Origin of the sequence: Cereibacter changlensis JA139 (assembly GCF_003034985.1) — a bacterium.
Lineage (GTDB): Bacteria > Pseudomonadota > Alphaproteobacteria > Rhodobacterales > Rhodobacteraceae > Cereibacter > Cereibacter changlensis.
This window is the reverse complement of the sequence record NZ_PZKG01000119.1, coordinates 1-12,341: the sequence shown is the minus strand read 5'-3', so window position 1 is coordinate 12,341 and position 12,341 is coordinate 1. Positions and strand designations below refer to the sequence as shown.

At 66.2% G+C, this 12,341-nt stretch carries 13 protein-coding genes and 1 tRNA gene; 7 read left to right on the top strand and 7 right to left on the bottom strand.

Annotated features, from left to right (window positions below; translation table 11 throughout):
- The first annotated feature begins 711 nt into the window (after window positions 1-711).
- The gene (locus C5F48_RS18415; protein ID WP_146170641.1) at window positions 712-1,533 is read left to right on the top strand and encodes a hypothetical protein; all 822 of its coding nucleotides are present in this window, start codon (window positions 712-714) and stop codon (window positions 1,531-1,533) included.
- Window positions 1,534-1,536: 3 nt separating this feature from the next.
- On the opposite strand, the gene C5F48_RS18410 is transcribed toward C5F48_RS18415, so the two are convergent.
- Both C5F48_RS18410 and C5F48_RS18405 read right to left on the bottom strand, forming a co-directional pair.
- Complete coding sequence (locus tag C5F48_RS18410) at window positions 1,537-2,892, bottom strand: site-specific integrase (protein WP_245941269.1); 1,356 nt, start codon at window positions 2,890-2,892, stop codon at window positions 1,537-1,539.
- 292 nt (window positions 2,893-3,184) lie between these two features.
- Window positions 3,185-3,258 (bottom strand) — tRNA-Cys (locus C5F48_RS18405).
- Between the two features lie 624 nt (window positions 3,259-3,882).
- On the opposite strand from C5F48_RS18405, the gene C5F48_RS18400 reads away from it, so the two are divergent.
- Complete coding sequence (locus tag C5F48_RS18400) at window positions 3,883-4,755, top strand: EamA family transporter (protein ID WP_245941278.1); 873 nt, start codon at window positions 3,883-3,885, stop codon at window positions 4,753-4,755.
- Here C5F48_RS18400 and C5F48_RS18395 read toward each other — a convergent pair.
- Genes C5F48_RS18395 through C5F48_RS18380 form a run of 4 tightly spaced genes read right to left on the bottom strand, consistent with a single transcriptional unit; the run spans window position 4,752 to window position 7,745 of the window.
- Entirely contained in the window at window positions 4,752-5,570 is an 819-nt protein-coding gene (locus C5F48_RS18395) for a sulfite exporter TauE/SafE family protein (RefSeq protein WP_107665293.1), read from the bottom strand. The genes C5F48_RS18400 and C5F48_RS18395 overlap by 4 nt on opposite strands.
- Entirely contained in the window at window positions 5,567-6,433 is an 867-nt protein-coding gene (locus C5F48_RS18390; RefSeq protein ID WP_107665292.1) for an NAD(P)-dependent oxidoreductase, read from the bottom strand. The genes C5F48_RS18395 and C5F48_RS18390 overlap by 4 nt, the downstream gene beginning before the upstream one ends.
- Window positions 6,430-7,044 carry an RraA family protein gene (locus C5F48_RS18385; RefSeq protein ID WP_245941279.1) on the bottom strand — a complete coding sequence of 205 codons (615 nt, stop codon included), beginning with the start codon at window positions 7,042-7,044 and terminating at the stop codon, window positions 6,430-6,432. Before C5F48_RS18385 ends, C5F48_RS18390 begins: the two co-directional genes overlap by 4 nt.
- A 2-nt stretch (window positions 7,045-7,046) precedes the next feature.
- Window positions 7,047-7,745 carry a fumarylacetoacetate hydrolase family protein gene (locus C5F48_RS18380; RefSeq protein WP_107665290.1) on the bottom strand — a complete coding sequence of 233 codons (699 nt, stop codon included), beginning with the start codon at window positions 7,743-7,745 and terminating at the stop codon, window positions 7,047-7,049.
- A gap of 211 nt (window positions 7,746-7,956) precedes the next feature.
- On the opposite strand from C5F48_RS18380, the gene C5F48_RS18375 reads away from it, so the two are divergent.
- The 5 genes from C5F48_RS18375 to C5F48_RS18355 all read left to right on the top strand — a co-directional run bounded on the left by C5F48_RS18375 (window position 7,957) and on the right by C5F48_RS18355 (window position 12,016).
- The gene (locus tag C5F48_RS18375) at window positions 7,957-8,991 is read left to right on the top strand and encodes an ABC transporter substrate-binding protein (RefSeq protein ID WP_107665289.1); all 1,035 of its coding nucleotides are present in this window, start codon (window positions 7,957-7,959) and stop codon (window positions 8,989-8,991) included.
- On the top strand, window positions 8,991-9,809 hold the full coding sequence (locus C5F48_RS18370; protein ID WP_107665288.1) for an ABC transporter ATP-binding protein: 819 nt from the start codon (window positions 8,991-8,993) through the stop codon (window positions 9,807-9,809). The genes C5F48_RS18375 and C5F48_RS18370 overlap by 1 nt, the downstream gene beginning before the upstream one ends.
- Complete coding sequence (locus C5F48_RS18365) at window positions 9,806-10,663, top strand: ABC transporter permease (protein WP_107665287.1); 858 nt, start codon at window positions 9,806-9,808, stop codon at window positions 10,661-10,663. Before C5F48_RS18370 ends, C5F48_RS18365 begins: the two co-directional genes overlap by 4 nt.
- Window positions 10,664-10,668: 5 nt before the next feature.
- Window positions 10,669-11,352 (top strand): GntR family transcriptional regulator, encoded by a 684-nt coding sequence (locus C5F48_RS18360; protein ID WP_245941281.1) that lies wholly within the window; start codon window positions 10,669-10,671, stop codon window positions 11,350-11,352.
- 253 nt (window positions 11,353-11,605) lie between these two features.
- Entirely contained in the window at window positions 11,606-12,016 is a 411-nt protein-coding gene (locus C5F48_RS18355) for a very short patch repair endonuclease (RefSeq protein ID WP_107665296.1), read from the top strand.
- A gap of 50 nt (window positions 12,017-12,066) precedes the next feature.
- Here C5F48_RS18355 and C5F48_RS18350 read toward each other — a convergent pair.
- The coding region (locus C5F48_RS18350) for a LysR substrate-binding domain-containing protein (RefSeq protein ID WP_258186528.1) at window positions 12,067-12,341 on the bottom strand (275 nt) is incomplete at its 5' end.

Here is a 12,341-nt window from a genome sequence, read left to right as displayed (position 1 = left end):
GACAGCTTATGAGACAGCTACCCTATCAGGCTCTGATACAGGCTAGTACAGCATCAGATACAGGAGTGAGACAGGGTATATATACGGCAGTAAGCCCGGATGTTTACTTCTGTGAAGCACAGTATCTGTTGCAGGCATCCATGTTCTGAGGAACGAAGTGACGAAGCATGGTATCTATTAGACCGTATGCTTGGATTACTGTATCTGTTCGACCTTCCCATCTTCTGCGAAGCAGGATGGTATACTACTCGCTAACCTATACAACGTCATTCCGGGATAACTTGGTATCACTAACTGTAACACGGCAAGCTATATAGTGGTTCATACTCAGTAGGCCGCAGCAATATCTACATCGGTTGAACAGTTGCAGTGACGCTCATTATACAAGTGGAGGCGAGGCGGTTTAAACATGTCGAGTATGGCTGATAGAGCGCTGAGTTGCCATTGAGTAGAGCCACAAGATATACACCATCCGGGCCATTCTCGATTAGCCAGACTTCAGTTTCTCATCCTTTGATGATAAAATAGCTTGTGCTGTTATAATCTCCATGCCATACCAATAAAACGCCGGTGGTCGCTGACACTTCACCCGGATGCCTCCTTCGGGATGGCTACCGATTACGCGGCGCAGTCAGCTATCAGCACCTGAGAAGTGTTGTTTAGTTAGACTGCGCCGGGCTGCTGTACATTAAGTGCAGGCTCAGGGATACTATGTCAGTTATCAGCAACAGCAATACTAAGCTCCCGTACGTCAAGCAAATGGCTGGCCGGAATGGTACAAGCTATCTGAGCTTTCAGCGGACACCCGGAACGCTCAGCCATGCCGTGCTGCAATGGAAAGAAGCTATGCAACAGATCGGACGACAGTTCAGCATGGCGGCATCTAACCGGAGGCTGGCCGATGATATCAGCAGCGGCGCAGGCTGGCTGCACCTGGATGAACTCACCAGCACACATGTAGACTTCATCTGCGGCGCGGGCGTGGTGAACGGCTTTGTGCAGGCCCGGCGGCTACAGGTGCTCCGGCTGGTCGCGCGAAACGCGGGCCGTACAGGGCCTTTGGGCTTGAGCCGAGGGCTTGCCCGCAAAACCCTTGGGACGGTCGCCCAGCCCCGCGCCTGCTGGTCTGCCGACGATCTGCAAGCCTTCTGCCTGATGTTCCCGGTCGGCACGGTCCAGCATACAGCCGCTACCCTAATGATCTGGCTCCGGCTCAGCCCGAATAGCCTCATGCAGCTTGATGCGGATGAACTCGATACGCTCTGTGATCCGCGCAGTGGGTTCGGGCGGGCAGTTCACTCTGCCTTCGCTGCCCCGCCTTCCGGCTTGTATGGCGCTGCCGAGGATATGCGCCGGAGTGGTGCGGGGCTGGCGGTACGGCTTCGGGCCGCAACTGCGCGGGCGGGTGTTCCGAACTTGACGCGGCAAAGTGTCAGGAAGTTGAATGGTGAGTTAATCGGCAGCTTGATAGCAAGTCATGCTCTAAGCTGCCGGAGCAGTTGCCTCCCGTTATCGGCTCGGGGCGAGGCTTGACCTTTAGACCGTGAACTTCTCGATCGCGTCACGCAACTGTGCCATCCGATAGCCGTCGCGCATATACACTTCCTGCGTAACACCTTCGCGGGCATGGCCGACTATGCACTGAACAATGGGCTGTGGTACGTCCGCTTGTCCGAGCCGCGTTACCATCGTGTGTCGGTAGCTGTGAAATACGAGAGCCTGCTGCTTCATGTTCAAGCGCGGTAGAAAACTCTCATTGAACCACCTGCCCAAGTTTCGCCCATACCCCCCATTCTTACTGAAACTGAAGTCCGGGAATAGTCGCGTTCCGTTCTTGCGCTGTTCGACGAAGGCAAGAAACCCAAGTCGTACTAGATCCGGGTGCAGTGGAACCTTGCGTCGACTGGCGTTTGCCTTGACGCTTTTGTTGTTGTCGCCCTCGTCTGTGATGTTCAAAAACCAGATGCCTTGCTCCTGCTGAACGTCTGCAATGTCCAGTTGGCATATCTCGTTCAGTCGAGCGCCTGTAAACATTCCTAGCAATGCACCCCACTTGTGGCTGTCCCGTCTAACCAAGCCCGCGCCGTTGGTGGTCAACTCCGCATAAATCTGGCGGCTTTGCTCCGCCGAAAAAGGCTTGCGGTCTGTAGGTGCGCTCTTAGCTCTCGGAACTTTCATACCATCGAAGATGATGTGCGTCGTATGGCCGTGGCGCTCTGCCCAGATAAAGAAGCGCCTGTACAAAGCTATGTGGCTGTTGATGGTCTTGGGCGAGATCGTCTTATGCCCGGTAACCTTGATTGCTTCTGCCAGCGGTAAGCCTTTCAATGCTGGCTTGGTGTTCCGACTGGCTGGGAGGAGTTGCAGTATCTTCTTGACCTCGGCTGCGTCATGCTTCGTCATGGCGGCGAGGCGGCAATCTGGCCCGAAGTGTTCTACGAGAATAGCCAAGTACGACTGGTACTGACCAGATGTTTTCTCGGGCCACTGTCTGGAATGCTCCGCCATGAAATCAGCGATGGCTTCTGAGAGGCGCGATGAAGTGGGTTCAGGCGCTGCCGAAGGCGCTGGAGGCGTTGCGGCTGGCTCCCCGAAGGAATATCCGTCGCCGCGTTCAGCAGCCTCCAAGACGAGCCTAAGGAGTTCCCGACGCCCTTTCCGAAGTTCAGTAATGGCATTCGGGAGGCTGTCGATCCACTCCTCATCTGTTACGCCCATCTTCCGTTTGAAGCGCTCCACGGGCAGATACATGGTCGTCGGTCGTTCGCTGTCGAGATGGTCTTGATGATCCAACATCTCGCTCCGGGCATCCTCCACTGCTACAGAGGAGAGGCCGCGATTGTTGATCCATTCTACATACTGGTCGAGTTGCTTATGGAAGTAGGTCCGCACTAGCTCCCGCAACCTGTCTTGCCTCAGTCGTGCCAACTCTTTGTTATCCCGTGTGATAAGTCCGCAGGATGCAAGATGTCGCGCCAGAGTACCAGCCCTCACAGGACAGCGCGTGCGCAGTGAAATCTTGATTGTAGGTCGGCAAGTGCTGTCCGTATGGGGCAGCGGCCAACGGAAGTAGAAGACGCCGTGGCGAGATAGACTTAGGTAGGCTGACAGCTTCATGGTTCGTGTGTTCCACTATGTGTCACACGTGAGAGCCAAGCAGCTAAGTTGTTGATTTAGAATGAAATGGAGGCGGGTACCGGAATCGAACCGGTCTTCACGGATTTGCAATCCGCTGCGTAACCTCTCCGCCAACCCGCCAACGCGTTGCCTGATAAGGTGATTCTGGAGGTCGCGCAAGTCCGCTTTTCACGCGTTCCGCCATTCACGATTCGGACTTCGTTGGTTCTCGCCTTCCCTGTGCCTCGGTTGCGCGAGCCTTCTGCCGCGCAGGACCGGCATATCGCGACCATGGCGCTGGTCTGTGTCCGGTCATGGCCATGATCAGATCGTTGCTGCACCCCGGCGTCGTCAGCTCGGCCGCGGTCGTGCCCCGCAGGGCCTGCAGGTCATAGGCCTCGGCTCCGATCTGTTTCTCGCAGCCATGACCTTGTCGGTCGCGCTGCGGCAGCTGCTCGCGCGGCCTCCCGGCGCCGGGGGCGGATCGTCAGCCTGGAGCGGGGAGGGCTTCCCGGTGGGCGGAGCGCCTATGGCCCCCGCGCACGGCGCGTCTTTGGCGCGTCTTGGTCTTGATCGCTTCCTGACCCACGGAACCCGCCGTCAGCATCTGCCCGCTGCATCCCGCTTTGAAGACCGGGGCCGTCACCATGGTCTCGGGCTGCGCCGAGCCCGGCGTCCTGTCCGGCCGACGCCGCTCCGATTGCCCGGCTTGCCCGCTCGCCACCCATCTGCTAGCGCCATCCAAGGCGGCATGGGGGGAGCGACGTGACAGGATCTTCGGCGCCCGGGGTCGCGCTGCTGACGGCGGTGGCGATGCTGGCCTTCGCGGCGAATTCCGTGCTCAACCGGCTTGCCCTGGCGCAGGGCGAGGCCGATGCGGTCACCTACACCGGGGTGCGGCTCGCCTCGGGGGCGCTGGTGCTGGGCCTCCTGCTGGCGCTTCGGGGCGCCGCGCCGCGGGTGGGGCGGATCGGCGGCAGTCTGGGCGGGGCGGTCTCGCTCTGCGTCTATGCCATCGCCTTCTCCTTCGCCTATCTGCAGCTCGGCGCGGGGACGGGGGCGCTTCTGCTCTTCGCCTCGGTGCAGATCGGCATGCTGGGCTGGGCGATCCGGCAGGGCGACCGGCCCGGCGGGCTGGAAGCCGCGGGCTTCGCGCTGGCGATCCTGTTCCTCGCGCTGCTGTTGATGCCGGGGCTGACCGCGCCCGAACCCTTCGGCGCGCTGCTGATGGTGCTGGCGGGGCTGGCCTGGGCGGCCTTCACCCTGATCGGGCGCGGCTCGACCGCGCCGCTGGTCGATACCGCCGGCAATTTCCTGCGCTGCCTGCCGCTCGCCCTGCTGCTGATCCTGGCGGGGATGCTGACCGAAGGCGCGACCCTCGCGGGCGGGCTCTACGCCGTCGCTTCGGGGGCGCTGGCCTCGGGGCTCGGTTATGCCATCTGGTACGGCGTGCTGCCCCGGCTCGGGCGCAGCGCGGCGGCCTATGTCCAACTGACGGTTCCGGCGCTGGCGGCGGCGGGCGGGGTGCTGTTCATCGCCGAGCCGCTGACCCTGCGCCTCGCGCTCTGCTCGGCAGGCATCCTCGGCGGCGTCGGGCTGGCGCTCTGGGGCGCCGAGGCGCGACGACGGCGCGGCTAGCTGGCGAGATCCCAGAGGAAGCGCAGCGAGACGGCAATCAGGAACAGGCCGAAGGCGGTCTCCAGCGCCCGGCGCGACAGGCCATGCGCCAGCCGCACCCCGAGCCGGGTGGTCAGCAGCGCGGTGGGGATCGTCAGGGCGAAGGTCGCCAGCGAGACGAAGCCTATGGCGTCGGCCGGCAGGTCGGGCCGGCCCCAGCCGGCCGCCATGTAGCCCAGCGTGCCGGGGATGGCGATCAGCACGCCGACCCCGGCCGAGGTGGAGATCGCCCGGTGGATCGGCACGCCGTGCAGCGTCATCACCAGGTTCGACACCGCGCCGCCGCCAATGCCCATCAGCGCCGAGACGAGGCCGATCACCGCGCCGTAGATACGCAGCGCCAGCTTCCCCGGCAGCTGGTCGGCCAGCCGCCAGCCCTTGCCGCCGCTCAGCAGCTTGGCGGCGTTCACGCTGGCCACCACCACGAAGACCAGCTGGAACACCCAGGGCTCGGCATAGCGGGCGATCAGCGAGCCGAGCAGCACGCCCGCCAGCACCGGCGCCGCCCAGCTTCGCAGCAGGTCCATGTCGACGGTGCCGCGCAGGTAATGGCCGCGCACCGAGTTGATCGAGGTGGGGATGATCACGGCGAGCGAGGTGCCGACCGCCAGCGGCATGGCCAGTTCGGGGCCGTGGCCGAGCAGCTGGAACACCTCGAAGAACACGGGGACAGAGATGGCGCCGCCGCCGATGCCGAAGAGCCCGGCGAGGAGGCCGATGGCGGCCCCGGCGATGGCGAGGACGGCGAAGAGCATGAGGGGATCGGCGAGGCTCATCCGGCAGCCCGGCGGCTGAGGCTGGCCCCGTCGAAGCCGCCCAGCCCCTCCGAAAGGGCGGCGGCGTAGCGCTGCTCGGTGGTGCGGCTCACCGGCAGGTCCAGCCCCTCCGCTTGCCCGAGGGCAAGGGCGAGGCGCAGATCCTTGGCGAGCCCGGCGATGTCGAATGTGCCGGGCTGGTCCGCCCCGGCCAGCGTGTCGAGCACCACCTGCGCCCGGTTCCGCAGCACCGTCGGCCCGGCGGAACTGTCGGCCATCAGGCTGATCGCGGTCTCCGGGGCGATGCCAGAGCCGCCGAGCAGCGCCAGCGCCTCGCCCAGCGCCTGCCAGTAGAGCGCCAGCGGCAGGTTCAGCGCCAGCTTCATCCGCGACCCGGCGCCGGCCGGGCCGAGATGCTCTACCCGCCGGCAAAGGAGGTCGAGCACCGGCCGGGCGCGGGCCACGGCGGCCTCGGTGCCGCCGGCCATGCCGAGGAGTTGGCCCTTCAGCGCCGGGGCCACGGTGCCGCCGACCGGGCAGTCGACGAAATCGGCGCCGCCGGCGGTCACCCGCGCGGCGATCGCCTCGCTGTCGGCGGGCAGCAGGGTGGAGAGGTCGATCACCAGCTTGCCGGCGACGCCGGCCTGCAGCAGCTGCTCCGTCACCTCGTTCACGGCGGCGGCGTCGGTCAGCGAGAGCAGGAGGATGTCGCAGCGGGCGAGATCCGCGAGGTCGGCGGCCTGTCCGGCCCCGGCCGAGACGGCGGCGGCGCAGCGCCCGGGGCTGCGGTTCCAGATCCTGACCTCGCGGCCGGCCTCCACAAGACGGCGCGCGAAGGCGCTGCCCATCCGGCCGGCGCCGGCAATCCCGATGGTGTCGCTCACGTCCGATGCTCCTGCTGTTCCAGCCCCATGATCTGCAATGTCGTCTCGCCGGCCCGCAGCCGGGCGATGATGCCGGCTTCCTTTTCGGCGCGGGCCTCGGCGGCGGCGAGGGCTGCCCCGGCCTCGGCGGCGGGGAGGACCACGATGCCGTCGGCGTCGGCGACGATGATGTCGCCCGGGCGGATCTCGGTCCCGCCGAGCGTCACCGCCGCGCCGACCCGGCCCGTGTCCGTCTTGGTCGTGCCGCGGATGGCGAGGCCGCGGGCGAAGACCGGCAGGCCCAGTCCGACGATCTGCCGGCTGTCGCGCACCGCCCCGTCGGTCACGAGGCCGGCGATGCCGCGCAGCTGGCAGGCCAGCGCCATGATCTCGCCGAAGGGGCCGGTGCCGCAGTCGCCGCCATAGTCCAGCACCAGCACGTCGCCGGGCTCCGCCGCGGCGATGGCCCGGTGCAGGGCGAGGTTGTCGCCGGGGCGGCAGGACAGCGGCAGGGCCCGCCCGGCCAGCGCCATCTCCGGCGCGAGCGGGCGGGGCGGATCCGCGAGGATCCGCGCCCCCGGCCAGGCCTCGCCGAGCGTGGCCGAGCCGAGGGCGGCGAGGCGGGCGAACATGCTCAGCCCGCCGGGTTTCCGACGCGCACCTTCAGGTCCTGCAGCCCGTCGACATGCACCACCAGCTCGTTGCCCGAAACCACGGCGCCGACGCCCGCCGGCGTGCCGGTCATGATGACGTCGCCCGGCATCAGCCGGTACTGTTCCGAGAGTTTCGAGATGATCTCGTCGGTCTTCCAGATCATCCAGGACATGTCGGCGTCCTGCCGCACCTCGCCATCGACCGAGAGGGTGATCCGGCCGGAGGTCAGCTCGCCGCAGTCCTCGATCCGGGTCACCGGGCCGATCGGGGCCGACTGGTCGAAGGCCTTGGTCACCTCCCAGGGCAGGCCGTTCGCCATGGCGTTGGCCTGGTGGTCGCGCCGGGTCATGTCGAGGCCGCAGGCATAGCCGAAGATATGCGAGGCCGCTTCCGACACGGGGATGTTGTGGCCGCCCGACTTCAGCACCACGACCATCTCGCCCTCGTAATGGAAGTTGCCGGTGAAGACCGGGTAGTCGATCTCGCCGCCGTTGCGCACCACCGCGTCATTCGGCTTCTGGAAGATCACCGGCGGGTCGCGGTCGGCGTCGCCGCCCATCTCGATCACATGCGCGGTGTAGTTCTTGCCGATGCAGTAGATCCGGCGGACGGGAAACTTCTCCTCGCTGCCGGTGATGTCGAGATACGCCTGTTCGGGCGGGGTAAAGGCATAGGCCATGGACGTCCTCCTCCAGATGACGACCGGCGCGATTCCTCGGATCGGACGCCGGTCCTTCGGTCTATCTTTCACTGTGAAACGGATATTCCAAGTTATATTTTCCGTACATCATATATTTTTTTGTAAATCTGCCACGAATCATATAGCGTGATGACAGGAGCACCGACGGGGGAGGAAAACCGGCGGGCTTCTCAACGGGAGGAGAGAAGACATGACGGGAAGAACGGGAATCTCGCGCCGCGTGTTCGGCGGGCTGGCCGCCGCGGGCGCCGCCAGCTTTGTCATCGGCCGGCCGGGCCTCATCCGGGCGCAGACGGCCATCACCTTCGCGGTGCCGAACCCCTCGGCGCTGACCTGGCTGCCCTATTGGGTGGCCGTGGGCGAAGGCTATTTCGGCGAGGAGGGTCTGGAGCCGACGCTGGAGGCGATCGACGGCTCCTCGGCGGTGCTGCAGGCCATGGCCTCCGGCCAGGCGCAGATCGGCGCGCCCGGTCCGGGGCCGGTGCTGGGGGCGCGGGCCCGCGGGGTGGATGTGAAGTTCATCTACAACCTGTTCCCGAAATCGGTCTTCGGCCTTCTGGTGAAGGAGGAGAGCCCGGTGCAGGAGCCGTCCGAGCTGAAGGGCACGGTGATCGGCGTCGGCACGGCGGACGGGGCGGAGGTGTCCTTCACCAAGGCCATCCTCACCGATCTCGGCATGGTCGAGGGGACCGACTACACCTTCCTGCCGGTGGGTGACGGCGGCACGGCGGCGGTGGCCTTCCTGCGCGACGAGGTCGGCTCCTATGCCGGGGCCATCTCGGACTCGGCGATCCTCAGCGCCCGCGGCCTGACGCTGCGCGAGATCACGCCGGAGAAATACCTCGGCTTCTTCGGCAATGGCATCGCGATGCTGGAAAGCCAGATGGCGGCGACGCCGGATCTCGCGCCGAAATTCGGCCGGGCGCTGGTGCGGGGCATGAAATTCGCCTCCGACCCGGCGAACCACGACGCGGCGCTGGCGCATTGCGCCGCCGGCAACCCGCAGGAGGGCGAGGACAAGGCCTTCGCCTCGGGCCTGCTGAAGCTGGCCATCGACCGGATGACCCCGACCGAGGCCTTCATCGCCGAGGGCTATGGCTATCAGCCGCCGGAGCACTGGCAGATGATCCATGACGCCGCGGTCGCCTCGGGCGCGCTGGAGCAGCCGCTGGAAGACCTGTCCAGCGTCTATACCAACGAGTTCGTCGCCGGCTGGAACGCCTGATGACCATGGCAAAGCCCTGTCCCGCAGCCGTCGGCGCCACATCCACTCCGGCGCGGCCCGTCTACGAGATCTCCGGCCTGTCGAAGACCTATGCCCGCAACCGGCTCGTTGCGCTCGACGACGTGACGCTCACCCTCCGCGAGGGTGAGTTCGTCTCGGTCATCGGGTCGTCGGGCTGCGGGAAGTCGACATTGCTGAAGATCATGGCAGGGCTTTCGCCGCCCACCAGGGGCCGCGTGATGCTGGAGGGCAGGCCCGTGCAGGGCCCGCGCTCCGACATCGGCATCATGTTCCAGCAGGCGACGCTGCTGCCCTGGAAGACCACGATCGAGAACATCGTCCTGCCCATCGAGATCCGCGAGGGAAAGGCGGCGGCGAAGGCCGCGATGCAGAAGGCGCTCGACCTGCTGACGCTGGTGGGGCTGGGCGACTTCGCCCATGTCTACCCGGGCGAGTTGTCCGGCGGCATGGCGCAGCGCGCCTCGATCTGCCGGATGCTGATCGCCGAGCCGGCGGTGCTGCTGCTCGACGAGCCGTTCTCGGCGCTGGACGAGCTGACGCGCGACTTCATGAACATGGAGCTGCAGCGGATCTGCCGCGAGACGAAGGCCACCGCCTTCCTCGTCACCCATTCGCTGGCCGAGGCGGTGATCCTGTCGGACCGCATCGTGGTGATGCGGGCGCGGCCCGGGCGGGTGATGGAGGAGGTCGAGATCGACCTGCCGCGCCCGCGCACGCTGGAAATGATCAATACCCCGAAATTCGGCGCGATCGTTGCGCATATCCGGGGACTGCTGGACAGGGAGGCCGCCGAATGACCGATGCGACGCAGCATATCGACGCCGGCGAGGGCGACACCGTCTGGGTCGAGGAGGTGAGCCTGATCGACTCGATGCCGCGCTGGCTGGCGATGGGCCTGCTTTTCGTGGTGGCGGTGGGGATCTGGGATCTGGTCACCCGGATGGGCTGGGTCTCGCCCATCATCCTGCCGAGCCCGGGCGAGACGCTGGCCGACCTGATCTTCGTCGGCCGCAACCTCTTTACCGGCGGCTACATGCTGGAAGCGCTGTGGACGACGACCCAGACCGTGTTCTGGGCCTTCCTGATCGCGCTGGGCATCGGCTTCCTGCTGGGCGTGCTGGTCGGCGAGACCAAGTTCGGCGAAAGGGCCGTGCTTCCCTATCTGGTGGCGATCGACACCATGCCCAAGGTCGCCTTCGCGCCGCTGTTCATCGCCTGGCTCGGCTTCGGCATCTCGTCGAAGGTGGCGCTGGCCGCCTTCATCGCCACCTTCCCGATTGTCGTCTCCACCGCGGCGGGGCTCTATGCGGCGAGCGAGAGCGAGCGGATGCTGTTCAAGGCGATGGGGGCGACGCGGATGCAGACCCTGCTCAGGCTGAAGCTGCCGATCGGTCTGCCCTACATGTTCACCGGGCTGAAGATCGCGGCGGTGGGCGTCATGGCCGGGGCGATCACCGGCGAGTTCCTCGGCGGCGGCAAGGGCTTCGGCGCGCTGATCCGCCAGTCGGCCAGCCAGATGGACACGCCGCGGGTCTTCGCGCTGATCCTCTACTTGAGTCTCCTGGGCCTTCTGCTCTACTTCACCGTCGTATGGGCACAGCGGCGGATCGTGTTCTGGAACAAGGAAGAGCGGGCGGGCGGTTTGGGGTGAACAAGGTGGACCGTCCTTCGATCGATCTGCGCAGCCTGTCGGAGAAGGTCCATGACCTGATCCGGCGCGACATCCTGCTCGGCCTGCTCATGCCCGACGAGAAGCTGCAGATCGAGATGGTCTCGGACCGTTACGGCATCGGCGCGGTGCCGGTGCGCGAGGCGCTGAACCGGCTGTCGGCCGAAGGGCTGGTCACCCGCCGCAACCAGCGCGGCTTCTTCGTCGCGCCGCTCGACCTCGACGACCTGGAGGCGCTGGTGCGCACCCGGATCTGGGCCGAGACCAAGGCGCTGTCCGACTCGATCGCCCATGCGGATGACGCCTGGGAGGAGGAGCTGGTGCTCAGCTTCCACCGGCTGGCGCGCAGTTCGCGCCAGCTGCAGCCCGACCACGGGCGGACCCATTCCGAGGAATGGGACCAGCGGCACAAGGAGTTCCACATGCTGCTGCTGAGCCGCTGCGGGTCGAGCTGGCTGCTGGATTTCTGCTCCGGCATGATGGACCAGGCGGTGCGCTACCGGAACATCTCGATGAACATCCATTCGAGCAAGGCCCGCCGCGAGGGCGCGAACCCCGAGCACCAGGCGATCCTCGACGCGGTGCTGGCGCGTGACACCGAGCTGGTGTGCCGGCTGCTGGCGGAGCATTACCAGGCCACCCTCACGGCGCTGCGGCCGCCCTACGCGTGAGGCATCGGCTCTGGATGGGTGGAGCCTGAGGCAAGAGGTCCCGGGGTCCGCTCCGCATCCGGAAGGGCGTGATGGCTCTCGCGACAGGATGGGCGGGAAGGATCTCGCACAGGTCAACGTGCTTGCCGGGGTGCAGCCTCCTTGATGTCGCCGGGCTGCCCGGACGCGGGCGCCGGGTCTTGCGGCTGGCGGGCCGGGGTCTAAGTGTTAACGAATTGGAAACGAGCGGAGACCGGAACCGGCGGTGGAGGCGATGACGACGGATCCTGTCCGCAGCGCCACGATGCGGGCGGTCAAGGCCAAGGATACGGCGCCGGAGATGATCGTGCGCCGGCTGGCGCATGGGCTTGGCTGCCGCTTCCGGCTGCATCGCAAGGATCTGCCCGGCACGCCCGATCTGGTCTTCACCGGTCGCCGCAAGATCGTCATGGTCAACGGCTGCTTCTGGCACGGCCACGGCTGCGCCCGCGGCGCGCGGCAGCCGAAGACCAATGGCGATTACTGGCGGGCGAAGATCGGCCGCAACGCCGCGCGCGATGCGGCCAATCTCGCCGCGCTTGAGGGCGCCGGGTGGGAGGTGCTCACGGTCTGGGAATGCGAGACCAAGGTGGCCGGGCGGCCGGCGCTGGAAGACCGGCTGCGCGGGTTTCTGGTGGGAGCTTGATCCGCCGGGACGGTGGTCGCGCCGGCGACCCAGCCGGCGCGGGCGGAAATTCACTCTTGCGCATCCTTCCCGAAGACCTCCTGCAGGAAGTCGAGGCAGGCCCGCACCGCCGGGTTGGCGCGGCGGCTTTCCGGCCAGAGGGCGGTGACATTGTGCCGCTCGACGGCGAAATCGGCCAGGACCGGGACGAGGGCGCCGCGCTCCACATGGGGCCGGGCAAGGAAGGTCGCGGCGATGCCGATGCCCCCGCCCGCGGCCAGCACGGCGACCAGCGCCTCGCTCACATCGACGACGAGGCCGGAGTCTGGCGCCCGCTCCACCACCT